This window comes from Microbacterium sp. LWS13-1.2 (assembly GCF_040144835.1).
Lineage (GTDB): Bacteria > Actinomycetota > Actinomycetes > Actinomycetales > Microbacteriaceae > Microbacterium.
The window spans coordinates 4,254,896-4,280,091 of the sequence record NZ_CP151632.1; the positions used below are offsets into that span (position 1 = coordinate 4,254,896).

Sequence of the window (25,196 nt, forward strand, 5' to 3'; positions counted from 1 at the left end):
CCCAGAACCGTGCGCCGCGGCATCGGGTAACGTTGTAGGGTTCCGGCGCGCGTCGACGTGCCGGTGAGAGCTGAATACGGAGGCCACTGTGGACATCGATCTCGGACTGCTGCGGACTGTCGAGCGCGAGAAGGAGATCCCCTTCGACGAGCTCGTGCGCATCATCGAACAGGCGATCCTGACCGCCTACGCCAAGCACACGTCGCCCACCGGCGAACTGCCTGAGGGCGCGCGCTCGGAACTGGACCGCAAGACCGGTCACGTCGCCGTGTTCATCCCCGTCCTCGACGACGAAGGCGCCGTCATCGGCGAGGAGGAGTCGACTCCCGAGGACTTCGGCCGCATCGCCGCGTTCGCCGCGAAGCAGGTCATCAGCCAGCGTCTGCGCGACATCGCCGACGACGCCGTGCTGGGCGAGTTCCGGGGCAAGGAGGGCGACATCGTCGCCGGCATCGTGCAGCAGGGCCCGAACCCCCGCATGGTGCACGTGGATCTCGGCTCGGTCGAGGCCATCCTGCCGCCCGAGGAGCAGGTGCCCAGCGAGGACTACGCGCACGGTGCCCGCCTGCGCGTCTACGTCACGTCGGTCGCCAAGGGTACGAAGGGGCCGCAGATCACGGTCTCCCGCACCCACCCGGGCCTTGTCCGCAAGCTGTTCGCGCTCGAGGTGCCCGAGATCCCCGCCGGACTCGTGGAGATCGTCTCGCTGGCGCGCGAAGCCGGCCACCGCACGAAGATCGCCGTCAAGGCGAACGACCCGTCCATCAATGCCAAGGGCGCCTGCATCGGCGAGCTCGGCCGCCGTGTGCGCGCGGTGACCGAGGAGCTCGGCGGCGAGAAGATCGACATCGTCGACTACGACCCGGAGCTGGCGAAGTTCGTCGCGAACGCTCTGTCGCCCGCGAAGGTGACGTCGAGCTTCGTCCTGGATGCTTCGAACAAGGCCGTACGAGCCCTCGTGCCGGACTACCAGCTGTCGCTCGCGATCGGCAAGGAGGGGCAGAACGCCCGCCTGGCCGCCAAGCTCACCGGTGCCAAGATCGACATCCAGCCCGACAGCATCCTCGAGGAGGGCTGAGCGCCGCCTGCGGCGCGTGCTCCCAGACGCGAGGTGTACGATGGAACCTGTACGAACGTGCGTCGGATGCCGCACGCGTGCTCCCCGGTCCACTCTCCTCAGGGTGGTCTCCATCGATTCCGTCCTCGTCCTCGACGAGCGCGCATCGATGCCCGGACGAGGCGCGTGGGTGCACAAGACGCCGGAGTGCATGGATGCCGCCCTTCGGCGCCGTGCCTTCGTACGCGCATTGCGTGTGTCAGGCCCGCTTGACACGCAGACCATCGACCAGTACCTACAGCGAACAAAAGGCTGAACGGCTATGGAAACAAAGTGAACGGCTCGAAATGAGACCCGTCCGCGATTAACGGTCTGCCCTGCCTGGGTGGACCCAGACAGGAGAATTTGTGGCTGCCAAACCACGCGTGCACGAGATCGCTTCCGAGCTCGGCGTCGACAGCAAGGTCGCGCTCGAGAAGCTGAAGGCGCTCGGCGAATACGTCAAGAGCCCCTCGTCCACCATCGAACCCCCCGTGGCGCGCAAGCTGCGCGCCGCGCTCGAGGCCGACGGCGTCGGCAAGTCGACGGATGGCGCGCCTGCGGCTAAGCCTGCCGCCGCGTCGCCCGCCCCCGCGGCGGCGAAGCCCGGTGCGTCCGCGGTCAAGCCCGGTCCGGCTGTGAAGCCCGGCCCGGCGCGTCCGGCTGCCGCCCCGACGGCTCCCGCCGCTCCGGCTGAGCCCGCGGCTCCCGCGGCCAAGGCTCCCGCGGCCAAGGCTCCGGCAGCGCCGGCGGCTCCCGCGGCCCCGGCTGCGGACGCCCCTGCGGCTCCGGCTGCGCCGGCCGCACCCGGTGCCCCCAAGCCCGGCCCCGCTGCAGCGACGCCGCAGCCGCCGCGCCCGGGTGGCTCGTCGCGCCCCGGCAACAACCCCTTCGCATCGTCGCAGGGCATGGGTCAGCGTCCTGCCGGCCCCCGTCCGGGCAACAACCCCTTCGCGTCGGCGCAGGGCATGGGCCAGCGCCCGAGCCCCGGCAACATCCCGCGTCCGCAGGCCCCGCGTCCGGGTGCTCCTCGCCCCGGCGCTCCGCGTCCCGGTGGCGCAGGTCGCCCCGGTGGTGGCGGTCGTCCCGGTGCGCCGTTCCAGCAGCGTCCCGGCGGTGCCGGTCGTCCCGGTGGCGGCGGTGGCGGTGGCTTCCAGCGTCCTGGCGGCGCTCCCGGTGGAGCGCCCGCGGGCGGCTTCGCGGGTCGTCCCGGCGGTGGTGGCGGTCGTGGCCGTGGCCCCGGCGGTGGCACCGCAGGCGCCTTCGGCAAGGGCGGCGGCAAGTCGAAGCAGCGCAAGTCGCGTCGGGCGAAGCGCCAAGAGTTCGAGATGCGGTCGGCGCCGGTCGTCGGTGGCGTCAACGTCTCGAAGGGCAACGGCGAGATCATCCGCCTGCGCCGCGGCGCATCGATCGCGGACTTCGCGGACAAGCTCGAGGCGCTGCGCGGGTACACCGTGCAGCCCGGCACGCTCGTCACCATCCTGTTCAACCTGGGTGAGATGGCGACCGCGACCGAGTCGCTCGACGAGGCCACCTTCGAGGTGCTCGGCGCCGAGCTCGGCTACAAGATCCAGATGGTCTCGCCCGAGGACGAGGACAAGGAGCTCCTCGAGGGCTTCGGTCTCGATCTCGAGGCCGAGCTGGAGGCGGAGAACGAGGAAGACCTCGAGATCCGGCCTCCGGTCGTGACCGTCATGGGTCACGTCGACCACGGTAAGACGCGACTGCTCGACGCCATCCGCCAGACCAACGTGGTCGCGGGCGAGGCCGGCGGCATCACGCAGCACATCGGTGCGTACCAGGTCTGGACCGAGCACGAGGGCATCGAGCGTGCGATCACCTTCATCGACACCCCGGGTCATGAGGCGTTCACCGCCATGCGTGCCCGCGGTGCGCAGGTGACCGACCTCGCGATCCTCGTGGTCGCCGCCGACGACGGCATCATGCCGCAGACGGTGGAGGCGCTCAACCACGCCCAGGCGGCCAACGTGCCGATCGTGGTCGCGGTGAACAAGGTCGACAAGCCCGACGCCAACCCCGCCAAGGTGCGCCAGCAGCTCACCGAGTACGGCCTGGTCGCCGAGGAGTACGGCGGCGACGTCATGTTCGTCGACGTCTCGGCTCGCCAGGGCACCGGCATCCAGGAGCTCCTCGACGCGGTGCTGCTCACCGCGGACGCGGGTCTGGACCTCACGGCCAACCCGAACAAGGACGCGCGCGGTGTCGCGATCGAAGCGAAGCTCGACAAGGGTCGCGGTTCGGTCGCCACGGTGCTCATCCAGTCCGGAACGCTGCGCGTCGGCGATGCGATCGTCGCCGGCACGGCGTACGGCCGCGTCCGTGCGATGGCCGACGAGAACGGCGACGCCGTCGAGGAGGCCTTCCCGTCGCGTCCCGTGCAGGTGCAGGGTCTGAACTCGGTGCCGCGCGCCGGCGACACGTTCATCGTGACCGAGGAGGACCGCACGGCCCGCCAGATCGCCGAGAAGCGTGAAGCGGCCGAGCGCAACGCCCAGCTGGCCAAGGCCCGCAAGCGCATCTCGCTCGAGGACTTCACCCGTGCTCTCGAAGAGGGCAAGGTCGAGTCGCTCAACCTCATCATCAAGGGTGACGTCTCGGGTGCCGTGGAGGCGCTCGAGGAGTCGCTGCTCAAGATCGAGGTCGACGACTCCGTCCAGCTGCGGATCATCCACCGCGGTGTGGGTGCGATCACCGAGTCCGACATCAACCTCGCGACGATCGACAACGCGATCGTCATCGGCTTCAACGTCCGTCCCGACACGAAGGCGCGCGAGCGCGCCGCTCGTGAGGGTGTGGATGTCCGGTTCTACTCGGTCATCTACAACGCGATCGACGATGTCGAGCAGTCGCTCAAGGGCCTGCTCAAGCCGGAGTACGAAGAGGTCCAGTCGGGCGTCGCCGAGATCCGCGAGGTGTTCCGCTCCTCGAAGTTCGGCAACATCGCCGGTGTCATCGTCCGCTCGGGCACGATCACGCGCAACGCCAAGGCGCGCGTCATCCGCGACGGCGTGGTCCTGGCCGACGGCCTGGCCATCGAGTCGCTGCGCCGGTTCAAGGACGACGTCACCGAGGTCCGCACGGACTTCGAAGCCGGTATCGGCCTCGGCAAGTACAACGACATCCAGGTGGGCGACGAGATCGAGACCACCGAGATGGTCGAGAAGCCCCGCGGCTGAGTCCGCGTGACGTGATTCCGGATGCCTCGAATCGAGGCATCCGGAATCATCCCCTTAAGGAGCAATCATGGCCAGCGAACGTCAGGCCCGGCTGGGCGACCGTATTCGTGTGATCCTCGCTGAACGGCTCGAGAAGGGCCTGCGCGACCCGCGGCTCGGATTCGTGACCATCACCGATGTGAAGGTGACCGGCGACCTCCAGCACGCCTCCGTGTTCTACACGGTGCTCGGCTCGCCCGAGGAGCGCGAAGGATCCGCCGCGGCGCTGAAGTCCGCGACCGGGATGCTGCGCTCGGAGGTGGGCAAGCACCTCAACGTGCGTCTCACCCCCTCGCTCGAGTTCATCCCCGACGCGATCCCCGAGAACGCCGGCCACATCGCCGATCTGCTGCGCGAGGCGCAGGAGCGGGATGCCGCCGTGGCAGGTCTCGCCTCGTCGGCGACGTACGCCGGCGAAGCCGACCCCTACGTCAAGCCGCGCGAGCTCGACGGCGAGGACTGACTCCTCGCCGCCACAGACACGCCGTGACCGGTCCGCCGGTCGCGGCGTCTGTCGTTGCGCCGGCTCGATGCCCAGGCCCAGTGCTCTGAGCCGCCTGCCCGGTACGAGTGCTCAGAGCGGCAGACGCAAGAGACCGTCGGACGCCTCGGCGAGCCCGTCGGCGATGAGCGAGTCGATGGCACGGTCGCGCTGGAGCGGGTCCGGCCAGTCGGGCAGCATCTCGGCGAGCGGGATCGCGTGGGCTGCGGCATCCCGCAGCGTCTTGAGCACCGCCCCGCGCGCCTGCCGGTCGCTGCCTTCGTAGCGTGCCTGCTTGCGGCGGTCGTCGCCGGTGTCGGGATACCCTGCCGCGCGCCATGTGCAGCGGTCTCGTAACGGGCATGCGTCGCAGCGCGGAGTTCGGGCGGTGCAGATGACCGCTCCGAGCTCCATCGCCGCCGCGTTGACGACGGCCGCGGTGTCGAGCTCGTCGGGCAGGATCGCCGCCATGGTCTCGAGGTCGCGCCGCGAGGGCGGGCCGGGTTGCGACCTGCCCTCGATCGCGCGTGCCAGCACCCGCCGGGTGTTGGTGTCGACGACGGGATGCCGGTCGCCGTATGCGAAGACGGCGACGGCACGTGCGGTGTAGTCGCCGATGCCGGTCAACGCCAGAAGCTCGTCGACGTCACGCGGCACGATTCCGCCGTGGCGGTCGCGGATCTCGACGGCCGCGCGACGCAGCCACAGGGCGCGCCGCGGATAGCCGAGGTTCGCCCACTGCCGCACCGCGTCGGCGGGCGCAGCCGCGGCGAGGTCCGACGGCGTCGGCCACCGGGTGAGCCACGCTTCGAGATGCGGGATCACGCGGTTCACCGGCGTCTGCTGCAGCATGAACTCGCTCACCAGCACGCCCCACGCGCCGAACCCCGGCTGCCGCCACGGCAGATCCCGCGCGTTCTTCGTGTACCAGGCGACGAGGGGAGTCGCGAGGTCGGCCGGTGCCTCGAACTCGGGCGATGTCGCGAGGTCGGGCATGCGTTCCAGCGTAGGCGGCGGCACGGCCGGTGCGCGCGCGTCACGACCTCATCACAATCGCCGCGTCACGATGACGCGGGTCGGCTCCGCGACCGTAACGTGCAGGGACACGACACGAAGGAGCCTGTATGCGTCTGTCGGCATCTGCCGCCATGCTGCTCATCGCGGCAGTAGCGGTCACCGGTTGCGCGGGCCCGTCCGCCCCCACTGTGGAGCCGTCCGCATCGGTGCCGTCTGCCTCTCCGACGCCGACGCCGACGCCTGCCCACTCAGAGGATCCGAACGATCCCGCGACATGGGTGATCACCGAGGCGGGCATGGGGCCGATCGCGTTGGGGATGCCGTTCTCCGACGCGCTGACTCTCATGCCGTCAGGCACCACAAATGATCCGGAGCGCTGTGGCTGGCTGGCGTGGTGGCATGCGCCGGCCCAGGATTACAACGTCTACACCGCTGGGTCGGGGGACACATCCGACGTCGGCCCCGTCAACGTGGTCGCGTCGGAGGCGTGGGGGGATCCGACGGTCGCGCCCGGGCCTCGCACGGCAAGCGGAATCGGTGTCGGCTCGACGGTCGACGACGTCCGCGGGGAGTATCCCGATGCGGTCGAAGTGGCGGACTCGATCGACTCCTCCATCGTTCACCTCCAGGTCGGACGGATGTTTTTCACTTATCGAGAGGACCCGGTGATCCGCTCGGTGACCGTGACGACCATGGATGTACCGCCATACGAGCTCTGCGGGTGACAGGGGGCTAGCGCTGACAGGGCGCCAGCTCTCGCCGCCGTAGGCTGGGACCATGCGCCTTCCCGTCACGCCGACCACGACGCTGTGGCGCGAACTGCGCGACCGCGTCCGGCGCCGCAACGCCGGCGGCCGCATCATCGTCGCGGTCGACGGGCTGGACGGCGCCGGCAAGACGGTGTTCGCCGACGGGCTCGCAGAGGTGTTCGCCGAGACCGGCGACGCGGTGTTCCGAGCCGGCATCGACGGCTTCCACCGGCCCCGGAGCGAGCGCTACCTGCGCGGCCGCCGCAGCCCCGAGGGCTTCTACCGCGACTCCTTCGACTATGCGACCTTCCGGCGCGTGCTGATCGACCCGTTCCGCGACGGCGCGCAGACCGCGGGCACCACCGGCTTCCAGCTGGCGGCGTTCGACGTCGTCCGCGATGCTCCCGTCGAGTCGCAGTGGGTCACCGCGCCTCTGGATGCGGTGCTCGTGGTGGACGGCGTCTTCCTGCACCGGCCCGAGCTTCGAGACCTGTGGGACTGGTCGATCTGGCTCGACGTGCCGTTCGACGTGTCCTACGCGCGTATGGCGTTGCGAGATGGCTGCGACCCCGACCCCGATGCGCCCTCGAACGCCCGCTACCGGCAGGGGCAGGAGATCTACCTCCGCGAGGCGCGGCCGCGGGAGGCGGCATCGGTCATCGTCGACAACGTCGATCTCGCGCACCCCCGGATCGTCGGGCCCAGCTGATGGCGGCGCCCGGAATCCTGCTCGTCGACAAGCCCGGTGGCATCACCTCGCACGACGTCGTCGCACGGGCGCGCCGCGCACGGGGCACGCGCAAGATCGGCCACGCCGGAACGCTCGACCCGATGGCGACGGGCCTGCTCGTCCTCGGCGTCGAAGGCGCGACGCGGCTGCTCACGTTCATCGTCGGACTCGACAAGACCTACGAAGCCACGATCCGGCTGGGCGTCGCGACCGACACCGACGACGCGGAGGGGACGGTCGTCTCGGTGACGGATGCCGCATCCCTCGACTCCCAGGCCATCACGGCCGGCGTCGCGGCTCTCACCGGCCGGATCTCGCAGGTTCCCAGCACGTATTCGGCGATCAAGGTCGACGGGCGTCGTGCCTACGACCTCGCGCGCGCGGGAGAGGATGTGCAGCTCAAGGCGCGCGAGGTCACGGTGTCGCGGTTCGAGGTCCTCGCCGAGCGGCGCCGCTCGACAGGCTCGCAGGCCGCGATCACGGACGGAGGAACCGCGAGCGTGGACTCGGCGATGTCGGGCGTCATCGACCTCGACGTCGTCGTCGACTGCTCGAGCGGCACGTACATCCGCTCGCTCGCGCGTGACCTCGGCTCGGCGCTCGGCGTGGGCGGGCACCTCACGGCGCTGCGGCGCACGCGCATCGGCCCGTTCGACGTGGCCGGGGCGCCCGGCGTCGAGGACCTCGCCGACGCGACGATGGTCGACCCGGCGACCGCGGCAGGTGCGGTGCTCGGCCAGTTCGAGGTGACCGCCGACGAGGCGCGCGACCTCCGCCACGGCAAGCGGCTGATCGGGGCTGCCGGACGCCTTCACACGACACCGGCGGCGGCGATCGACCCCGACGGCGCCCTCGTCGGTGTCGTCGAGCGCCGGGGCGACGATGTCAAGAGCGCGATGAACATGCCCGAGGAGGCCGCCCGATGATCCTGTGGTTCACGATCGCGCAGGTCGTCGTCGCGGTCGCGGCAGGTCTCTTCTGCGTGATCGCCGGTCTCGCCGGCCGGCGGCCGAGCGACTGGACGGTCGGCGCTCTCGCCCTGGTCGAGCTCCTGCTCCTCGCGCAGGTCGTCATCGCGATCATCGCGCCGTTCGCGGGCAATCCGCCGTCGGGGAGCCTCCTGGAGTTCTGGGTCTACCTCATCTCCGCCGTGCTGCTGCCCGTCGCCGCCGTCGCGTGGGCGCTGCTCGAGCGCAGCCGTTGGAGCACGGTGATCATGGGCATCGCGGCGCTGTCCATCGCGGTCATGGTCTGGCGTATGCAGGTGATCTGGACCGTCCAGCTCGCCTGACGGCCGTCGCGCGTCGCCGCGGCCGCCGGCGCCGCGCCCCCGGAATGCCGTCGCGCGTCGTCGTGGCGGAACCGGTGCCCGCAGCACGAACTAAACTCGTCTGGTTATGTCGTCTTCCGTCCGCCCCCGCATGACCGGCATCGGCCGCGTGCTCGTGATCGTCTACGCGATCATGGCCCTCGGCGCCACCGGTCGGTCCTTCGTGCAGATCGTCGAGCGCTTCGACGAGGCGCCGCTCGCCTACACGCTCTCGGCGCTCTCGGCGCTCGTGTACATCGTCGCCACGCTGGCTCTGGTCTTCGCCGGCCGACGCGGGTGGTACATGGTGGCTTGGGTCGCGATCGTGTTCGAGCTCGTCGGCGTGCTGATCGTCGGCACGCTGAGCTTCGTGATGCCGGAGCTGTTCGCCCACCCGACCGTCTGGTCCTGGTTCGGCTCGGGCTACCTCTTCGTGCCCCTCGTGCTGCCGTTCCTCGGTCTCTGGTGGCTGGCGACGCATCGTCCTGTCGCGCAGCGCGCTGCGGCGGCACCTGCGGTGGTCTCGTCGTGATCGTCTTCCGGGACCCCCGCGACGTGCCCGCAGGCTTCGGGCCGTCCGTCGTCGCGATCGGCAAGTTCGACGGCGTGCACTCGGGCCACCGAGCCGTCATCGATCGGGCACAGGTGGATGCCGAAGCCTCAGGCTCGCGCGTCGTCGCCGTGACGTTCGACCGCAATCCGCTCGCGCTGCTGCGCCCCGAGCTGTGTCCTGACAGCCTGGTCGGCGTCGACCAGAAGCTGCGTCTCCTCGCCGATGCGGGAGTGGATGCGACGCTGATGCTCACGTTCGATCGCGCTCTCGCCGACCTCGGTGCCCGGGAGTTCGTCGAGCATGTGCTCGTCGGAGCGCTGGGCGTGCGGATCGTGATGGTCGGCGCCGACTTCCGCTTCGGTCGCGGCGGCGCGGGCAACCCCGAGCTGCTGCGCGAGCTCGGCGCCGAGTTCGGCTTCGAGGTGGACGTCGTCGACGACGTGCGTGCGATCGACGCCGGGCGGCGCGTGTCGTCGACGTGGGTGCGCGAGCTCCTGGACGCCGGAGACGTCGCCGGCGCGACCCGCCTGCTCGGACGCCCTCACGCCGTGCGCGGCGAGGTCGTGCACGGGCTCAAGCGCGGACGTCAGCTCGGCTTCCCGACGGCGAATCTGTCGCCGGGCCTCGAGGGGTTCGTCCCCGCCGAGGGCGTGTACGCCGGCTGGCTGGTCGACGAGGGGATGCCGCAGGACGGCGCATCCGCGCCGCGCAGCAGCGTGCGCTATCCGGCGGCGATCAGCATCGGCACGAACCCGACGTTCGACGACATCGACGTGCGTCAGGTCGAGGCATATGTGCTCGACGAGACGGACCTCGACCTGTACGGACACGTCGTCGAGATCGAGTTCGTCTCGCGGATCCGCGGTATGGTCGCGTTCGAGGGGGTCGACGCCCTCATCGCCCAGATGTCCGACGACATCGTTCGGGTTCGGCGGGAGCTCAGCTGACCCGCTGGGTGGCGGCATCCTTCGCCCGTTGCGGCCAGCCATAGACCGGCGTACGTGGTCGGCCTACGATCGAGGCGTGCACGCGCTGGTCCTCATGGCCGCCGACGCAGCGGCCTCCGACTCCCCGAACCTGTGGGGTGCCCTCGGGTGCGCGGTCGCGTTCTCGGCCTCGCTGCTGGCGACGCTCGACGCGTTCGCCGACCTGATCCTCGCGCGTGGCGGCTCACCCGCCGGCCGGCTCACCCCGGGTATCGGGATGAAGTTCGCCTCCAAGCTGATCGCCGCGGCGATCGCGGTCGTGTCGGCGGCGATCGTCCTCGTGCTCGACGACAACTGGTTCGCGTTCACGACTCTGTCCATCGCCTTCGTCGTGGTCGTCGGCATCGGGGTGGTCGTGCTGCTGCGGCAGGCGAAGACCAGCGTCGCCGACCCGGCGCGGCCGGGACCCGGCGGCTGAGATCGCCACCACGGCACAGATGCTCGCGACGTCCGGGCGAGCAGCGGTCGTGACGGTTTGCTCATCTGAGCAAACTCTGTGCAGATGTTGGTGACGACCGCGCGGGTGTGTCAGCCTGGAGGGGACGACGAAGGGAGGATCGTGGACGCCGTCGACGAACTTCTCTCGATCCGAGCCGCCGAGCTCTACTACGAGGAGAACCTCACGCAGGAGGAGATCGGCCGGAGCCTGCAGATCACCCGGTGGAAAGTGGGCCGCCTCCTGACGCAGGCCAAGGAGGAGGGTTTCGTCCGCATCGAGATCCTTCACTCGCGCGCACGGCGTCCGCAGCTCGAGCGTCGGCTCCGCGACGAGCGCGGCGTCTCAGCGGTCGTCGTCTCGCGCGCCGGCGTGCGCAACGAGGACGAGCTCCAGCAGCGCGTGGCACAGGCTGCCGCCGACTATCTCACCGCCCTGCGACCCAGCCCCCGTGTGCTCGGCGTCAGCTGGGGGCGCACGCTGTCCGACATCGCGCACCACCTCCGCGACGGCTGGTCCTCCGGCACCGACGTCGTGCAGATCAACGGCGGCGTCAGCATGAGCCAGCGGCCGGGCACAGCAGCCGCCACTGCGGTCAGCATCGCCCAGAAGGGCGGCGGTGCCGCGGCCCTGCTGCCCAGCCCCGCGATCCTCGAGCACCGCGCGACCAAGGAGGCCATCGAGGCGGACCGCATGGTCGCCCGCGTCCTCGAGACGGCGCGCTCCGCCGCCGCGTACCTCTTCAGCGCCGGTGCGGCAGATCACCGCTCGGTCCACGTCGACAGCGGGTATCTCACTCCGGCCGACATCGACCGCCTCGTCGCGGCCGGCGCCGTCGGCGATGTGCTCGGACGCTACATCGGCGCGGACGGCCGCGTCGTCGACCACGACCTGGACGCCCGCACGGTGGGTATCTCCCTCGACGAGCTCCGCGGCGCCGACGTCGCGATCGCCGTCATCGCGGGCGAAACCAAACGAGAGGTCGCCGCCGCAGTGGTCGCCTCAGGCCTGTGCTCGGTACTGGTCACCGACGAATCCACCGCACGCCACCTGCTCGATTCATGAGCAGCGCAGCGCGACTTCACTCCCATCCCACAGACGAAAGCCAGGTCAGGACATGTCAGGCACCTCCATCGTGACGCTCCCCGAGCGGGCCGTCGAGCTGCTCGGCGGGCAGCCGGACGACACCACCCTGCGGCGATATCTGCACGGCCTTCCCGGCGTCGACGCGGTCGGTCTCGAACAGCGTGCCGCCGGGCTGGGCACGCGATCCATCAAGACCACGTCGAAGGCGTGGGCGCTCGACAAGATCATCGAGCTGATCGACCTCACGACCCTCGAAGGCGCCGACACTCCCGGCAAGGTGCGCTCGCTGGTGGCGAAGGCACTGAATCCGGATGCCTCGGATCCGACGTGCCCGCGCGTGGCCGCGGTCTGCGTGTACGGCGACATGGTGCCGCATGCCGTCGAGGCGCTCGGGTCGGCCCACGGCGACCCCGACGAGGGCGGAGTGAGCGTCGCCGCCGTAGCCACCGCGTTCCCGAGCGGTCGGGCATCTCTCGACATCAAGCTCGCCGACACCGCCGAGGCGGTGGCGCACGGCGCCGACGAGATCGACATGGTGATCGACCGCGGTGCCTTCCTCGCCGGCCGCTACGGTCTCGTGTTCGACCAGATCGCGCGGGTGAAGCAGGCGTGCCGCCGCGAGGACGGCAGCTACGCGTCGCTCAAGGTGATCCTCGAGACGGGCGAGCTCAACACCTACGACAACATCAAGCGCGCGTCGTGGCTCGCGATCCTCGCGGGCGGCGACTTCATCAAGACGTCGACGGGCAAGGTGCAGCCCGCGGCGACGCTGCCGGTGACGCTGCTCATGCTCGAGGTCGTGCGCGACTGGCATCGGGCCACCGGTGAGAAGGTCGGCGTCAAGCCGGCCGGCGGCATCCGCACGTCCAAGGACGCCATCAAGTACCTCGTCACGGTCGCCGAGACCGTCGGCGAGGAGTGGCTGCAGCCGCACCTGTTCCGCTTCGGAGCGTCCAGCCTCCTCAACGACGTGCTGCTGCAGCGCCAGAAGCTGAAGACCGGCCACTACTCCGGTGCCGACTACGTGACCATCGACTGAGCCGGGAAGAAGACATGAGTTTCCTCGAATACGCGCCCGCCCCCGAGTCGCGGGCGATCCTGTCCCTCAAGCCCGAGTACGGGCTGTTCATCGACGGCGACTTCCGCGCCGGGTCCGGCGAGCCGTTCGCCACCATCTCGCCCGCCGACGAGAAGCACATCGCCACGATCGCCTCGGCGAGCGACGCGGATGTCGACGCCGCCGTCGCGGCCGCGCGCCGCGCCTACGACCGGACGTGGTCGAGGATGAGCGGGCGCGACCGCGGCAAGTACCTGTTCCGGATCGCCCGGCTCGTGCAGGAGCGCGCGCGGGAGCTCGCCGTCGCCGAGAGCCTCGACAACGGCAAGCCGATCAAGGAGAGCCGCGACGTCGATGTGCCGCTCGTCGCGGCGTGGTTCTTCTACTACGCTGGGTGGGCCGACAAGCTCGACTACGCGGGCCTCGGCGCCGACCCGCGATCCCTCGGTGTCGCCGGTCAGATCATCCCGTGGAACTTCCCGCTGCTCATGCTGGCGTGGAAGATCGCCCCGGCGCTCGCTGCCGGCAACACCGTGGTCCTGAAGCCCGCCGAGACCACGCCGCTGTCGGCGCTCATCTTCGCGGAGATCCTGCAGCAGGCCGATCTGCCGCCCGGCGTCGTGAACATCGTGACCGGCGCCGGCGCCACGGGTGCGGCGCTGGTGCGGCATCCCGACGTGAACAAGGTCGCCTTCACCGGTTCGACCCCCGTCGGGCGCGAGATCGCGAAGGCCGTCGCCGGCACCGACAAGAAGCTCACGCTCGAGCTCGGCGGCAAGGCGGCGAACATCGTGTTCGAGGACGCCCCCATCGACCAGGCGATCGAGGGCATCGTCAACGGCATCTTCTTCAACCAGGGACACGTCTGCTGCGCCGGCAGCCGCCTGCTGGTGCAGGAGTCGATCCACGACGAGGTCGTCGACCGGCTGAAGTCCCGCCTGTCGACGCTCCGCCTCGGCGACCCGCTCGACAAGAACACCGACATCGGAGCGATCAACTCGCGCGAGCAGCTCGATCGCATCCGCGAGCTCAGCAAGATCGGCGAGGACGAGGGCGCCGAGCGCTGGAGCGCGCCCTGCGTCATCCCCGAGAACGGGTTCTGGTTCGCGCCGACGATCTTCACGAACGTGCAGGCCAGCCATCGCATCGCCCGTGACGAGATCTTCGGACCGGTGCTGTCGGTGCTGACGTTCCGCACGCCCGCCGAGGCGATCGAGAAGGCCAACAACACCCCGTACGGTCTCTCGGCCGGCATCTGGACCGACAAGGGCTCGCGCATCCTCGCCGTCGCCGACCGCCTGCGGGCAGGCGTGGTGTGGGCGAACACCTTCAACCGGTTCGACCCGTCGTCGCCCTTCGGCGGCTACAAGGAGTCCGGCTACGGCCGCGAGGGGGGCCGCCACGGCCTCGCCGCGTATCTCAAGGGCGCGGCGAGCGTCGGCCCCCGGTCGTTGAGCGAGCCTGCGAGTCGAAACGCAGAGACGAAACGCGTACCCGCCCGTTCCAAGAAGGAGGTCTCCGCATGAGCAAGCGACTGACCGTGCCGAAGACGTACAAGCTCTACATCGGCGGTGCCTTCCCCCGCAGCGAATCCGGCCGCACCTACGAGGTCGCGACACCGAAGGGCGAGTTCCTCGCGAACGCGGCACTCGCGTCGCGCAAGGACGCGCGCGATGCCGTGGTCTCGGCCCGTGGCGCCGTCAAGGGATGGTCGGGGGCGACCGCCTACAACCGGGGCCAGGTGCTCTACCGGGTCGCCGAGATCCTCGAGGGCCGGCGCGCGCAGTTCGTGGACGAGATCGAGCAGCAGACGGGTGTCTCGGCATCCGTGGCCGCCGCCGAAGTCGACGAGTCGATCGACCGCTGGGTCTGGTACGCCGGCTGGTGCGACAAGTTCGCCCAGGTCGCCGGCAACGGCAACCCCGTGGCCGGACCGTACTTCAACATCTCGGTGCCCGAGCCGACCGGGGTCGTGGGCGTCGTCGCCCCGCAGGACACGGCGCTCGTGGGTCTCGTCTCGGCGATCGCGCCGGCGCTCGTGACGGGCAACGCGGTGGTCGTCGTCGCGTCGCAGCGGTATCCGCTGTCGGCGATCTCGCTGGCCGAGGTGCTGGCGACGAGCGACGTGCCCGGGGGAGTGGTCAACGTGCTGACCGGCTCGCCGGCCGAGATCGCACCGTGGCTGGCATCCCACCCTGACGTGCACGCGCTCGACCTCGTCGGCGCCGGCGACCTGGACTGGGTCGACCTGCAGATTGCCGCCGCCGACACCCTCACACGCGTGCTCCCTCCCGAGAACGGGACGGATGCCGCGGCCCCGAGCCTCGCGCGCATCACCGCGTTCACCGAGACGAAGACGGTGTGGCACCCCAAGAGCCTGGTCTGACACGAGCTTGAGAGCCTGACGGAGCGCCTCGAACCCACTGCGTGCGGAAGTTCGGGGCGTTTCGTCTCGCTCGTTCCGCGAGGGAGCGCCAGCATCCGAGACGAAATGCCTCGGACGCAGCGCATACCTCGGCTCGTCGCGCCGCTCCCTATTCGAGCGCGAGGCCGCCCCACTCGCCCGGGTGCGTGAGCTCGCCGTAGTGCACGTCCACGTCGTGCGCCGACACCGACGCGACGCACGCGAGCAGCGACAGCGTGGGGTAGCCGTACGGACGGTTGTCGCGGATGATCGCATCGTCGTCCGTGGGTGCGAGCTCGGCGGACCGCTCGAGCACCTCGACCCACGGCATCCACCAGCGTCCTTCGCCCGTGGGCTCCGCCGAGCGGAACTCGTCCAGCCACCGGGCGATGCGCGGCGTTGCGCCGTCGTCGACGTCGTCGTGGGCGATCATGTGCGTGCCGGGCGGGAGGTCGACCGTGCGCAGGGCCACGCCGTCCCACGTGAGCACGCGTGCGTGCGCGCCGTCGACCTCGACGAGATTGAAGCCGTGCGTCGCCGGTTTGCCCGCCGGAGAGCGGCCAGCGACGGATTCGAGCACGATGCCGCCCCGTGACACCAGCTCGGATTCCGGGCGCGAAGACTCGTCGGCGCGGTTGAGGAGCACGGCGAGCCGGCCCGCTTCCGGGTCGGCCGCCAGCCACGCGCCGCCGGCGCGGACGTCGCGCACCCCGACGACGCCGTCGTGAGGCTCTGGCCACCACCGGCCGAGCGGGTTCCACGGCCGATCCGGGTCCTCGTCGCGGATCGCGAGCACGCGTGTGGGCTCGTCGGCCGACGCCGGGACGCGGATCACAACGGTGCACATGCAGAGGGCTCCTCGGGGGTGTCGTCCGGCTGTGGGGCCGGGGAGTCGGGCGGGCGTGCCAAGATCGGAGGGTGTTCGTCGTAGTCGGGGTCACCGGTGGCATCGCCGCCTACAAGACCGTCCAGCTCGTGCGCCTGCTGGTCAAGGCGGGGCACGAGGTGCATGTCGTCCCCACGGACGACGCCCTCCGGTTCGTCGGGCTGCCGACGTGGGAGGCGATCAGCCGTCACCCCGTGACGACCTCCGTCCACGATGATGTCGCGCGGGTCCGTCACGTCTCGCTCGGCCAGGCGGCCGACGTCGTGATCGTGGCGCCCGCGACGGCGAACACCCTGGCGAAGATGACCGCGGGACTCGCGGACGACCTCCTGGGGACGACCCTACTCGCCACCACGGCACCGGTCGTCGTGGCGCCGGCGATGCACACCGAGATGTGGCGCCACCCCTCGACCGTCCACAACATGGCGACGCTGCGCGAGCGCGGCGTCATCGTGGTCGGCCCCGAGAGCGGCGAGCTGACCGGCGGCGACAGCGGGCCGGGACGGATGTCTGAGCCCGAGGCGATCCTCGACGCCGCGCTCGCCGCGGCCGGCGGCCGGCCCGCCGACCTCGACGGGCTCCGCGTCGTCGTGAGCGCCGGCGGCACCCGCGAGCCCATCGATCCGGTGCGCTACATCGGCAACCGCTCGAGCGGCCGCCAGGGCGTGGCCGTTGCGTTGGCCGCCGCCGACCGCGGCGCCGACGTGGTGCTCGTCGCCGCCCATGTCGACGACGGCGTGCTGGCCACGGCATCCGCTCTCCCTCGCGTGCGGGTGGTGCGCGCCGGAACCGCGGCAGAGCTCGGTGCCGCCGTCGACGCCGAGGCCGCCGCTGCCGACGTCATCGTGATGGCGGCGGCCGTCGCCGACTACCGCGTGGCCGAGGTGTCGCCGCTCAAGCGATCCAAGGACTCCGCGCCCGAGGGCGGCATCACCCTCGACCTCATCGAGAACGACGACATCCTGGCCGGGCTCGTCGGCCGCCGTCGCGGCGGCCAGACGATCGTCGGGTTCGCCGCCGAGACGCCGGGCGATGGCGAGACCCTGCTCGACCGCGGCCGCCGCAAAGCTGCTCGCAAGGGCACCGATCTGCTGGCCGTGAACGAGGTGGGCTGGGCGAAGGGGTTCGAGGCCCCCGACAACGCGGTCACGGTGATCGACGCCGACGGCGAGGTCGTCGCGGTGCGCCGGGGGAGCAAGGGCGACGTCGCCGAGGCGCTCTGGGACGCCGTCATCGCCGTGAGGCGAGCCAGCGCGAATCCTAAGTAACGAAACAGTAACGGCGCATGTAGAGTGTTCCGCACCACGTCGACGGCGACGTGGTGCACGAACCTCGGAGGACATGCCCGATGCCCTACTCCGCGGCTTCCGATCGCGCTCGTGACCGGATCCACGCCCTGTCCGTCATGTGTGTGCTCGCCATCGCGAGCGTCGTCATCGCCGTCCTCGGCGCGACCCCCGCACGCATCAGCTCGCGCGAGCTGATGGGGGATGAGAGGACGCCCGGCGCGCCCGCGTTCATCGCCAGCCATCGCGGCGGCGCCGCCACCGCCCCCGAGAACACGCTCCCCGCGATCACCGCCGCGCTCGCCGCCGGATTCGATTACGTCGAGGTCGACGTCGCACTCACCGCCGACCGCCATCCGGTGCTCATGCACGACAAGACGGTCGACCGCACCACGGACGGCCACGGCCGGCTGTCGTCGCTCGCGCTGGCGGAGGTGCTCGCGCTGGACGCGGGCTCGTGGTTCGATCCCGCCTACGCCGGAACGCCCGTTCCGACGCTGGCCGAGTTCCTCGACGCGCTCGTCGCCGCCGACGGCCGCGCGATCGTCGAGCTGAAGGGCGGATGGGATGCCGCCGCCGTCGACGCGGCCGTGGCCGAAGTCGCCGCGCGCGGCCTCGAGCGGCGAGTGGTCATCGCCAGCTTCGACGCCCGGACCCTGGCGCTCGCCGCGACGGAGTCGGAGGTGCTGTCGCGGCTGCTCATCCTCAAGCATCTGCCCTCCGATGTCGTCAGCGCCGTGGCCGAGTCCGGCGCACGGGGCGTGGTGGTCAGCCGCAAAGCGGTGCTGGCGCGCCCCGGCATCGTCGACGAGCTGCACGCGGCCGGCGCGCGCGTGGTCGTGTACACGCTGAACAACGACACGCAGTGGGATGCCGTCACCGCGCTCGGCGTCGACGGCATCGTGACCGACGACCCCCACACACTCTCGGAGTGGCAGAGCGCGTACGCCGGCCCCTGAGTCCGTCGCGCGTCGGGTGGCCGGGCGGCGTGGCCGGCGGCATCCGTCCGTCCTCGTCGTTAGGGTCGATATCGCGGCGCCCTCCGGTGGCGCGAGAGGACGGGTGGCGTGGGAACGGTCGAGCAGAGCCGGTGGAAGCGGGTCGTGGTCGGGTGCGTGGCGCTCGCCGCGCTCGCCGTCGTCGTCGCGGGCTGTCGCCCCGAGCCGGCTGCCACGCCGTCGAGCAGCCCTTCGGTCACCGTAGAGGAACCGACCCCGGCCCCTTCGGTGTCGCCGATCGAGACCGAGGAGCCGCAGGCGGGCTTCCAGCTGCCGGCCGCGTGCGAGGAGATCTACTCCGCCGCGATGCTCGCCGGCCTGCAGTCGGCCAATCCGCCGCTCAACGACCCCGGCGTCACGATGCTGTCGACCGAGAACGCCGATCTTCTCGAGATCATCCACAGCGGCGCTCCGACGCTGCGATGCTCGTGGGGCCAGCCGAGCGAATACGGTCTGGCGACGAACGTCACCGTGATCGACGGCGACCAGGCAGATGCGGTCCTCGCGGCGCTGCCCGAGGCCGGCTTCGGCTGCGAGGCGCTCGGCGACGGCACCGTGTGTCGGATCGAGCAGAAGGGCGTGACGCTCGACGACAACGAGTACACCCGCGGCGAGACGCACTACGTCGGCGACGGCGGCCTGGTGACGACGGCGTGGATCAACTTCGCGCCCGACGGGTACACCGAGGACGTGGTCGCGACGCTCTGGGGCTGATCCCGCGGAGCCCGCATCTCGAATCTGCATCCCTTCGGCGGGCCTGCTTCCCTCGACCCGGCCCCCGTCCCGTAGAATGGCACGAGGGAAGAACCGCTGACGATGTCGCAGCTCGCAGAAGCGAGTGCCCGCGACCGCCGACGCAACATCCCCGATCCCGCGTTCGCGACGGCGCTTGCGCCGCCCGCGGGAGCACGCAGAACCATCGGTGTCATCCGATCCTCGCCGGTCCCGAGCCGGCACTCACGCTCAGGAGGAGCATGCCGACCACGGCACCCGCCCAGACGGCGCAGCGTCGCCGCAAGACCTCGTCCGCACGTCGCGACGACGAGGCCCCGATCATCCCGATCCTCGCCCGCAAGGTGCGAGAGGTCGAGGCCAAGGCCCAGCGCGGAAAGCTGGGCCCGACCAATCGCGTCAAGTTCCAGGTCATCGCGTTCCTGGTGCGCGAGGAGCGCGCCCGTGTGAAGGGCGACGCCGAGCTGACGGATGCCGCGCGCGCCGAGCTGCTGAAGCGGCTCGACGGCGTCGCGACCATCCTCGCGAAGACCGCCGCCCGCGACACCTCGCTCATCCAGCTGCTCGAGGTCGACCAGGCCACCTCGCCGGTCGCGCGCCGCATGCGCCGGGACTGGCTGCTCGAGTCGGGCGCCGAGCTCGCACCCGACGAGCTCATCATCACCGACGTCGCGCCGGTCGCGACGCCCGTCGTGCCGGCCGCGCTGGTCGAGCGCCAGGTCGTGCCGCAGCAGGTCGTGGCGCGGCGCGAGGCGAACCCGTTCCTGGCGCCCGACCTGTCGGCGCGAGGCCCCAAGCAGACGCCGCGCCGCCGCCTGGACAGTTGGGAGCTCATGGGCCCGCTGTACAAGGCGTTCGAGATCGGTGCCGGTGGCGGCAGCGCCACGATGGAGCTCCCGCCCGTGCCCGAGTTCGACCGTCTGTCGCCCAGGGGCCTCGAGGTCATGCCGCACCAGTCGCGGTTCCTCGAGTCCGTGCGCGCCGGGCACCGCACGTTCCTCCTCGCCGATGAGCCGGGCTTGGGCAAGACGGCGGAGTCGGTGCTCGCGGCATCCGTCGCGAACGCGTACCCGCTCCTGGCCGTCGTCCCCAACGTGGTGAAGATGAACTGGGCGCGCGAGGTCGAGCGCTGGACGCCGCACCGTCGAGCGACGGTGATCCAGGGCGACGGCGAAGACATCGACGCGTTCGCCGACGTCTTCATCGTCAACTACGAGATCCTCGACCGGCACCTGTCGTGGCTCAGCTCGATCGGGCTGAAGGGCATGGTCGTCGACGAGGCGCACTTCATCAAGAACCTGACGTCGCAGCGGTCGCAGAACGTGCTGGCCCTCGCGACGCGCATCCGTGAGCAGGTGCGCGATCCGCTCCTGCTGGCCCTCACGGGCACGCCGCTCATCAACGACGTCGAGGACTTCGACGCGATCTGGCGCTTCCTGGGCTGGACCACCGGCGAGAAGCCCGGCCCGGAGCTCATGGAGAAGCTCGACGAGACAGGGCTGACGCCCGCCGACAAGTCGTTCTACCCCGAAGCGCGCGACGCCGTCATCTCGATGGGGATCGTCCGGCGTAAGAAGAAGGATGTCGCCGCCGACCTGCCCGACAAGCTCATCGCCGACCTGCCGGTGCAGCTGGACGACGAGTTCGGGCGCTCCATCCGTCAGGCCGAGCGCGAGCTCGGTGAGCGGCTCGCCGCGCGCTACCGCCGCATCATCGACGCCCGCGGAGACCGCGGCCACGGCCACGGCCACATCGACGAAGACATCGTGCGCCTGGTCGCGCAGAACGAGCTCGAGGAGTCGAAGGCCGCCGGCACCGGTTCGGAGAACGTCTTCACGATGGTGCGCAAGATCGGTCAGGCCAAGGCCGTGCTCGCGGCGGACTATGCGGTGCAGCTGCAGCGTTCGGTCGGCAAGGTCGTGTTCTTCGCCAAGCACATCGACGTCATGGACGCCGCCGAGGCGCACTTCGCCGCGGCCGGTCTGAAGACGGTGTCGCTGCGAGGCGATCAGGCGACGGCCGCCCGCCAGCAGGCGATCGACGCGTTCAACACCGACCCCGACGTCGGCATCGCCGTCTGCTCGCTCACTGCTGCGGGCGTCGGCGTGAACATGCAGGCATCGTCGAACGTCGTGCTCGCCGAGCTGTCATGGACCGCCGCTGAGCAGACGCAGGCCATCGACCGCGTGCACCGCATCGGCCAGGACGAGCCGGTCACGGCGTGGCGCATCATCGCGGCGCACACGATCGACACCAAGATCGCCGAGCTGATCGACTCCAAGCAGGGGCTGGCAGCGCGGGCGCTCGACGGCGAGGCCGTCGACCCGCAGTCGAGCGACTCGGTGCAGCTGTCCGCGCTCATGCACGTGCTGCGGCAGGCGCTCGGCGCGGCGTAGTCCGTAGAAGCGAAGAAGGGCGGCGCGGATTCGCGCCGCCCTTCCTCGTCGGCGCGGGACCAGGCGGTTCGTGTGGCAGGGCGGCGCGTCCGGCACTAATGTCGGGGGAGGCAGCGTCGCCGACTCTCTTCACCCGACAGCGAGGAACACAGCTATGAAGATCGGCATCCTGACGAGCGGCGGCGATTGCCCCGGACTCAACGCGGTCATCCGCGGCGTCGTGCTCAAGGGGACGACGACATACGACCTCGAGTTCGTCGGCATCCGCGACGGCTGGCGTGGTGTCGTCGACGGCGACTTCTTCCCGCTGACCCGGCACGAGGTGAAGGGCCTGTCGAAGGTCGGCGGCACGATACTCGGCACGAGCCGCACGAACCCGTACGAGGGCCCGCGCGGCGGCGCCGAGAACATCGCGAAGACGATGTACGGCCACCGCCTGGACGGCATCATCGCGATCGGCGGCGAGGGCACGCTGGCCGCGGCCAACCGCCTCGCCAACGACGGCATCAACGTGCTGGGCGTCCCCAAGACGATCGACAACGACCTGCGCGCGACCGACTACTCCTTCGGCTTCGACACCGCCGTCAACATCGCGACCGACGCGATGGACCGCCTGCGCACCACCGGCGACTCGCACCAGCGCTGCATGGTCGCCGAGGTTATGGGCCGCCACGTCGGCTGGATCGCCCTGCATGCCGGCATGGCCGCCGGTGCCCACGCCATCTGCATCCCCGAGGTGCCGATGTCGATCGACGAGATCTGCGCGCAGGTGACGAAGGCCCACGACCGCGGACGTGCGCCGCTCGTCGTGGTCTCGGAGGGGTTCACCCTCACCGGCATGGACGAGGCGTTCAGCGACAAGGGCCTCGACGCGTTCAACCGTCCGCGCCTCGGCGGTATCAGCGAGGTCCTCGCGCCCGAGATCGAGCGCATCACCGGCATCGAGACGCGCTCGACCGTGCTCGGCCACATCCAGCGCGGCGGCTCGCCGTCGGGCTTCGACCGCGTGCTCGCCACCCGCCTCGGCCTGCACGCCGCGGACGCCGTCATGGACGGCGCGTGGGGCCAGATGGTCGCCATGCGTGGCACCGACATCGTGCGCGTCCCCTTCGCCGAGGCCCTCGGCGAGCTCAACACGGTCCCCCTCTACCGCTACGAGGAAGCCGCCGCCCTCTTCGGCTGACGTCTCTGGCGTCGAACCGGAGGGCGAGCGGATGCCTCGCCTCGAGGGACCCGCTCGATCTGCGGGATCCGCTGGTCGGCCGGCGGGATCTGGCGCTCGCTTCGCGACCCAGCGAGAACGTCGATGAACTTCCGGTTCACACGGCTCACCTCAGGGCTGTGTGAACCGGAAGTTCAGTGGCGATTTTCAAGTGTTCGGACCCGCGGTGCCGGTATCGCCCGTCTTTGGGAGGAATCGCGACCACTCACCGGGCGGAGTCGCGACTGACCGCCGACGTGCCGCGCCGCCCGTCAGGCGTCGGCCACGCCGAGCACGTCGAGGAGCCAGGCGAGCTCGAAGGAGCGCTCGCGCCAGGCGTTGTAGCGACCGCTCACGCCGCCGTGACCGGCCACCATTTCGCACTTCAGCAGCGCGTCGGCACCGACCTCGCGCAGCCGCGCGACCCACTTGGCCGGCTCGACGTACAGCACGCGGGTGTCGTTGAGCGAGGTGACGGCGAGGATGCGCGGGTAGGCGACATCCGTCCGCACGTTCTCGTAGGGCGAGTACGACTTCATGTAGTCGTACACGTCGGCGTTGTGCAGCGGGTCGCCCCACTCGTCCCACTCGATGACGGTCAATGGCAGCGACGGGTCGAGGATCGTCGTGAGCGCGTCGACGAACGGCACGTCGGCGAGAACGCCGGCGAACAGCTCGGGCGCCAGGTTCGCCACCGCGCCCATCAGGAGTCCTCCCGCCGAACCGCCCTCGGCGACCAGCTGCGACGGGGTCGTGTAGCCGTGGTCGATGAGATGCAGGGCGCTGTCGACGAAGTCGGTGAACGTGTTGCGCTTATTGAGCAGCTTGCCGTCCTCGTACCACTGGCGGCCCATCTCGCCCCCGCCGCGCACGTGGGCGACGGCGAACACGACCCCGCGGTCGAGCTCCGACAGGCGCGGAACCGAGAACCCGGGCTCGATCGAGTGCTCGTACGACCCGTAGCCGTACAGGTGCACGGGGCGCGGCGCGGCGCCGGCGTCGCCGAACGACCGCTTGTAGACCAGCGAGATGGGGAGCTGGGTGCCGTCCTGGGCGGTCGCCCACACTCGCGCCTGCGCGTAGTCGTCGGGCTCATAGCCGCCCAGCACCGGCTGGCGCTTGCGCAGGTGCAGCTCGCCGGTCGCGACGTCGAGGTCGTAGACGGTGCCCGGCGTGACGAATGATCCGTAGCCGAGGCGCAGGAGCGGGGGAGCCCACTCCGGGTTGCCGCCGGTCCCCACCGAGTACAGCGGCTCGTCGAACGCGATCTCGCTGACCTCGCTGGTCGCGTAGTCCAGCATGCCGAGCCGGGCGAGCCCGCCACGGCGATAGCCGACGACGCCCCAGTCGCGGAACGTCGACACGCCCAGCAGCCGCTCGCCAGGGCGATGCGGGATCACGACCGCGCGCTCACCGGCCGGGTCGGATGCCGCCACCCGCACCAGCTCGAAGTCGAGGGCGTCGTCGTTGTGGAGGATGAAGAGCACGTCCTCGCCGTCGACGACGGCGTGCTCGGAGTCGTACTCGACGCCCTCGGTGCGCGGCCACACGACGCGCGGCTCGCCGCGCAGGTCGTCGGCATCCAGCAGCCATTCCTCCGAGGTGATCGACGAGCCCAGGCCGATGACGAGGAACCGGTCGCTGCGGGTGAATCCGGCGCCGACCCAGAACCTCTCATCGGGCTCGTGGAACAGCTTCGCATCGTCCTCGACGGCCGTGCCGAGCTCGTGGAGCCACACGGTGTCGGGCCGCCACGCGTCGTCCACGGTCGTGTAGACGATGAAGCGGCCGTCGGGGGAGAAGGTCGCACCGGCGAAGGTGTCGGGGATCTCGTCAGGCAGCTGCTCGCCGGTGACGAGGTTGCGCACGCGCACCGTGTAGCGCTCGTCGCCGGCGACGTCGACGCCGAAGAGCATCAGGGTGCCGTCGCTCGTGACCTCGAAGCTGCCCAGCGAGAAGAACTCGTGACCGTCGGCCTCGATGTTGCCGTCGAGCAGGATCTGCTCACCGGGCACCTCGACGTCGGGGGAGAGCTCGGGCGGGGTCCAGTCGTCGGGCGAGGCGAGCGGCGCACGGCACTGGATGCCGTACTGCTTGCCCTCGACGGTGCGGCCGTAGTACCACCACTGGCCGCGGCGGGTCGGAACCGACAGATCGGTCTCGAGCGTGCGGCCCTTGATCTCGCCGAAGATGCGCTCGCGGAGCCCCTCGAGGTGGGCGGTGCGCTGCTGCGTGTAGGCATTCTCTGCCTCGAGGTGGGCGATGACAGCGGCGTCCTCCTTCTCACGGAACCACTCGTAGCGGTCCTCGACGTCGTCGCCGTGGTGCGAGCGGACGGTGATCCTGCTGTCGGCGACCGGAGGACGGATGCCGGCGGCAGGGGCGGACGGGGCGGGTACGGGGTCGCTGAGAGTCACCGTTCCACGCTAGTCGCCTCCGAGTTGACGGTCAGGGTCGCCGATGTAGGATTCTTCCTGGCCGGTTGCCGGTACCTGAATTCTTGGTGAACTGTTCGTTCGTCGCGCCGATCTCGTCGGCACCATCTCTCCACTCCTCC

At 70.5% G+C, this 25,196-nt stretch carries 23 protein-coding genes; 20 read left to right on the plus strand and 3 right to left on the minus strand.

Going from position 1 to position 25,196, the window contains the following annotated elements; translation table 11 throughout:
- Window positions 1–88 precede the first annotated feature (88 nt).
- The 4 genes from nusA (at window position 89) to rbfA (ending at window position 4,795) form a co-directional block, all read left to right on the plus strand.
- Window positions 89–1,078 carry a transcription termination factor NusA gene (gene nusA, locus MRBLWS13_RS19575; RefSeq protein WP_349426982.1) on the plus strand — a complete coding sequence of 330 codons (990 nt, stop codon included), beginning with the start codon at window positions 89–91 and terminating at the stop codon, window positions 1,076–1,078.
- Window positions 1,079–1,118: 40 nt separating this feature from the next.
- Complete coding sequence (locus MRBLWS13_RS19580) at window positions 1,119–1,373, plus strand: YlxR family protein (RefSeq protein WP_331911325.1); 255 nt, start codon at window positions 1,119–1,121, stop codon at window positions 1,371–1,373.
- 91 nt (window positions 1,374–1,464) lie between these two features.
- Window positions 1,465–4,293, plus strand: coding sequence for a translation initiation factor IF-2 (gene infB, locus MRBLWS13_RS19585; protein WP_349426983.1), 2,829 nt, complete (start codon window positions 1,465–1,467; stop codon window positions 4,291–4,293).
- Window positions 4,294–4,360: 67 nt separating this feature from the next.
- On the plus strand, window positions 4,361–4,795 hold the full coding sequence (gene rbfA / locus MRBLWS13_RS19590; protein ID WP_349426984.1) for a 30S ribosome-binding factor RbfA: 435 nt from the start codon (window positions 4,361–4,363) through the stop codon (window positions 4,793–4,795).
- A gap of 111 nt (window positions 4,796–4,906) precedes the next feature.
- On the opposite strand, the gene MRBLWS13_RS19595 is transcribed toward rbfA, so the two are convergent.
- Window positions 4,907–5,809, minus strand: coding sequence for an A/G-specific adenine glycosylase (locus MRBLWS13_RS19595; protein WP_349426985.1), 903 nt, complete (start codon window positions 5,807–5,809; stop codon window positions 4,907–4,909).
- A 299-nt stretch (window positions 5,810–6,108) separates the two neighbouring features.
- Between MRBLWS13_RS19595 and MRBLWS13_RS19600 the strand changes: the two genes are divergently transcribed.
- From MRBLWS13_RS19600 to MRBLWS13_RS19650, 11 genes are all read left to right on the plus strand, one after another.
- The gene (locus tag MRBLWS13_RS19600; RefSeq protein ID WP_349426986.1) at window positions 6,109–6,555 is read left to right on the plus strand and encodes a hypothetical protein; all 447 of its coding nucleotides are present in this window, start codon (window positions 6,109–6,111) and stop codon (window positions 6,553–6,555) included.
- A gap of 52 nt (window positions 6,556–6,607) precedes the next feature.
- Window positions 6,608–7,288, plus strand: a complete 681-nt coding sequence (locus MRBLWS13_RS19605; RefSeq protein ID WP_349426987.1) for a uridine kinase — start codon at window positions 6,608–6,610, stop codon at window positions 7,286–7,288.
- Window positions 7,288–8,235: a tRNA pseudouridine(55) synthase TruB gene (gene truB, locus MRBLWS13_RS19610; protein ID WP_349426988.1), complete on the plus strand. Its 948-nt coding sequence runs from the start codon at window positions 7,288–7,290 to the stop codon at window positions 8,233–8,235. Before MRBLWS13_RS19605 ends, truB begins: the two co-directional genes overlap by 1 nt.
- Window positions 8,232–8,600: a hypothetical protein gene (locus tag MRBLWS13_RS19615; protein WP_349426989.1), complete on the plus strand. Its 369-nt coding sequence runs from the start codon at window positions 8,232–8,234 to the stop codon at window positions 8,598–8,600. The genes truB and MRBLWS13_RS19615 overlap by 4 nt, the downstream gene beginning before the upstream one ends.
- Window positions 8,601–8,706: 106 nt before the next feature.
- A complete protein-coding gene (locus MRBLWS13_RS19620) occupies window positions 8,707–9,150 on the plus strand; it encodes a hypothetical protein (RefSeq protein WP_349426990.1) in 444 nt (147 codons plus the stop codon).
- Window positions 9,147–10,118 carry a bifunctional riboflavin kinase/FAD synthetase gene (locus tag MRBLWS13_RS19625; RefSeq protein ID WP_349426991.1) on the plus strand — a complete coding sequence of 324 codons (972 nt, stop codon included), beginning with the start codon at window positions 9,147–9,149 and terminating at the stop codon, window positions 10,116–10,118. The genes MRBLWS13_RS19620 and MRBLWS13_RS19625 overlap by 4 nt, the downstream gene beginning before the upstream one ends.
- Before the next feature lie 76 nt (window positions 10,119–10,194).
- Window positions 10,195–10,575 carry a hypothetical protein gene (locus tag MRBLWS13_RS19630; protein ID WP_349426992.1) on the plus strand — a complete coding sequence of 127 codons (381 nt, stop codon included), beginning with the start codon at window positions 10,195–10,197 and terminating at the stop codon, window positions 10,573–10,575.
- Between the two features lie 141 nt (window positions 10,576–10,716).
- Window positions 10,717–11,658: a sugar-binding domain-containing protein gene (locus MRBLWS13_RS19635; protein ID WP_349426993.1), complete on the plus strand. Its 942-nt coding sequence runs from the start codon at window positions 10,717–10,719 to the stop codon at window positions 11,656–11,658.
- Window positions 11,659–11,710: 52 nt separating this feature from the next.
- On the plus strand, window positions 11,711–12,718 hold the full coding sequence (gene deoC, locus MRBLWS13_RS19640; RefSeq protein WP_349426994.1) for a deoxyribose-phosphate aldolase: 1,008 nt from the start codon (window positions 11,711–11,713) through the stop codon (window positions 12,716–12,718).
- Window positions 12,719–12,732: 14 nt separating this feature from the next.
- Window positions 12,733–14,262 carry an aldehyde dehydrogenase family protein gene (locus MRBLWS13_RS19645; protein ID WP_349426995.1) on the plus strand — a complete coding sequence of 510 codons (1,530 nt, stop codon included), beginning with the start codon at window positions 12,733–12,735 and terminating at the stop codon, window positions 14,260–14,262.
- Entirely contained in the window at window positions 14,259–15,122 is an 864-nt protein-coding gene (locus tag MRBLWS13_RS19650) for an aldehyde dehydrogenase family protein (RefSeq protein WP_349426996.1), read from the plus strand. Before MRBLWS13_RS19645 ends, MRBLWS13_RS19650 begins: the two co-directional genes overlap by 4 nt.
- 148 nt (window positions 15,123–15,270) lie before the next feature.
- On the opposite strand, the gene MRBLWS13_RS19655 is transcribed toward MRBLWS13_RS19650, so the two are convergent.
- The gene (locus tag MRBLWS13_RS19655; RefSeq protein WP_349426997.1) at window positions 15,271–15,987 is read right to left on the minus strand and encodes an NRDE family protein; all 717 of its coding nucleotides are present in this window, start codon (window positions 15,985–15,987) and stop codon (window positions 15,271–15,273) included.
- Between the two features lie 71 nt (window positions 15,988–16,058).
- Here MRBLWS13_RS19655 and coaBC point away from each other — a divergent pair, with 71 nt between their 5' ends.
- The 5 genes from coaBC to MRBLWS13_RS19680 all read left to right on the plus strand — a co-directional run bounded on the left by coaBC (window position 16,059) and on the right by MRBLWS13_RS19680 (window position 22,621).
- Window positions 16,059–17,294: a bifunctional phosphopantothenoylcysteine decarboxylase/phosphopantothenate--cysteine ligase CoaBC gene (coaBC, locus tag MRBLWS13_RS19660; protein ID WP_349426998.1), complete on the plus strand. Its 1,236-nt coding sequence runs from the start codon at window positions 16,059–16,061 to the stop codon at window positions 17,292–17,294.
- 80 nt (window positions 17,295–17,374) lie between these two features.
- On the plus strand, window positions 17,375–18,271 hold the full coding sequence (locus MRBLWS13_RS19665; RefSeq protein ID WP_349426999.1) for a glycerophosphodiester phosphodiesterase family protein: 897 nt from the start codon (window positions 17,375–17,377) through the stop codon (window positions 18,269–18,271).
- A 108-nt stretch (window positions 18,272–18,379) separates the two neighbouring features.
- Window positions 18,380–19,024: a hypothetical protein gene (locus MRBLWS13_RS19670; RefSeq protein ID WP_349427000.1), complete on the plus strand. Its 645-nt coding sequence runs from the start codon at window positions 18,380–18,382 to the stop codon at window positions 19,022–19,024.
- A gap of 260 nt (window positions 19,025–19,284) precedes the next feature.
- Window positions 19,285–21,438, plus strand: a complete 2,154-nt coding sequence (locus MRBLWS13_RS19675) for a DEAD/DEAH box helicase (RefSeq protein WP_349427001.1) — start codon at window positions 19,285–19,287, stop codon at window positions 21,436–21,438.
- 154 nt (window positions 21,439–21,592) lie between these two features.
- Window positions 21,593–22,621 carry an ATP-dependent 6-phosphofructokinase gene (locus MRBLWS13_RS19680; RefSeq protein WP_308869736.1) on the plus strand — a complete coding sequence of 343 codons (1,029 nt, stop codon included), beginning with the start codon at window positions 21,593–21,595 and terminating at the stop codon, window positions 22,619–22,621.
- Window positions 22,622–22,911: 290 nt separating this feature from the next.
- Here MRBLWS13_RS19680 and MRBLWS13_RS19685 read toward each other — a convergent pair whose 3' ends face one another.
- Window positions 22,912–25,056, minus strand: a complete 2,145-nt coding sequence (locus MRBLWS13_RS19685; protein ID WP_349427002.1) for a S9 family peptidase — start codon at window positions 25,054–25,056, stop codon at window positions 22,912–22,914.
- Between the last annotated feature and the right edge of the window lie 140 nt (window positions 25,057–25,196).

Bases quoted from the DNA above. Each gene is read 5' to 3' on its own strand.
- MRBLWS13_RS19580 (WP_331911325.1), top strand. From the start codon at position 1,119: ATGGAACCTGTACGAACGTGCGTCGGATGCCGCACGCGTGCTCCCCGG.
- rbfA (WP_349426984.1), top strand. From the start codon at position 4,361: ATGGCCAGCGAACGTCAGGCCCGGCTGGGCGACCGTATTCGTGTGATC.
- MRBLWS13_RS19595 (WP_349426985.1), bottom strand. From the start codon at position 5,809: ATGCCCGACCTCGCGACATCGCCCGAGTTCGAGGCACCGGCCGACCTC.
- MRBLWS13_RS19605 (WP_349426987.1), top strand. From the start codon at position 6,608: ATGCGCCTTCCCGTCACGCCGACCACGACGCTGTGGCGCGAACTGCGC.
- truB (WP_349426988.1), top strand. From the start codon at position 7,288: ATGGCGGCGCCCGGAATCCTGCTCGTCGACAAGCCCGGTGGCATCACC.
- MRBLWS13_RS19615 (WP_349426989.1), top strand. From the start codon at position 8,232: ATGATCCTGTGGTTCACGATCGCGCAGGTCGTCGTCGCGGTCGCGGCA.
- MRBLWS13_RS19620 (WP_349426990.1), top strand. From the start codon at position 8,707: ATGTCGTCTTCCGTCCGCCCCCGCATGACCGGCATCGGCCGCGTGCTC.
- deoC (WP_349426994.1), top strand. From the start codon at position 11,711: ATGTCAGGCACCTCCATCGTGACGCTCCCCGAGCGGGCCGTCGAGCTG.
- MRBLWS13_RS19645 (WP_349426995.1), top strand. From the start codon at position 12,733: ATGAGTTTCCTCGAATACGCGCCCGCCCCCGAGTCGCGGGCGATCCTG.
- MRBLWS13_RS19650 (WP_349426996.1), top strand. From the start codon at position 14,259: ATGAGCAAGCGACTGACCGTGCCGAAGACGTACAAGCTCTACATCGGC.
- MRBLWS13_RS19655 (WP_349426997.1), bottom strand. From the start codon at position 15,987: ATGTGCACCGTTGTGATCCGCGTCCCGGCGTCGGCCGACGAGCCCACA.
- MRBLWS13_RS19665 (WP_349426999.1), top strand. From the start codon at position 17,375: ATGCCCTACTCCGCGGCTTCCGATCGCGCTCGTGACCGGATCCACGCC.
- MRBLWS13_RS19675 (WP_349427001.1), top strand. From the start codon at position 19,285: ATGCCGACCACGGCACCCGCCCAGACGGCGCAGCGTCGCCGCAAGACC.
- MRBLWS13_RS19680 (WP_308869736.1), top strand. From the start codon at position 21,593: ATGAAGATCGGCATCCTGACGAGCGGCGGCGATTGCCCCGGACTCAAC.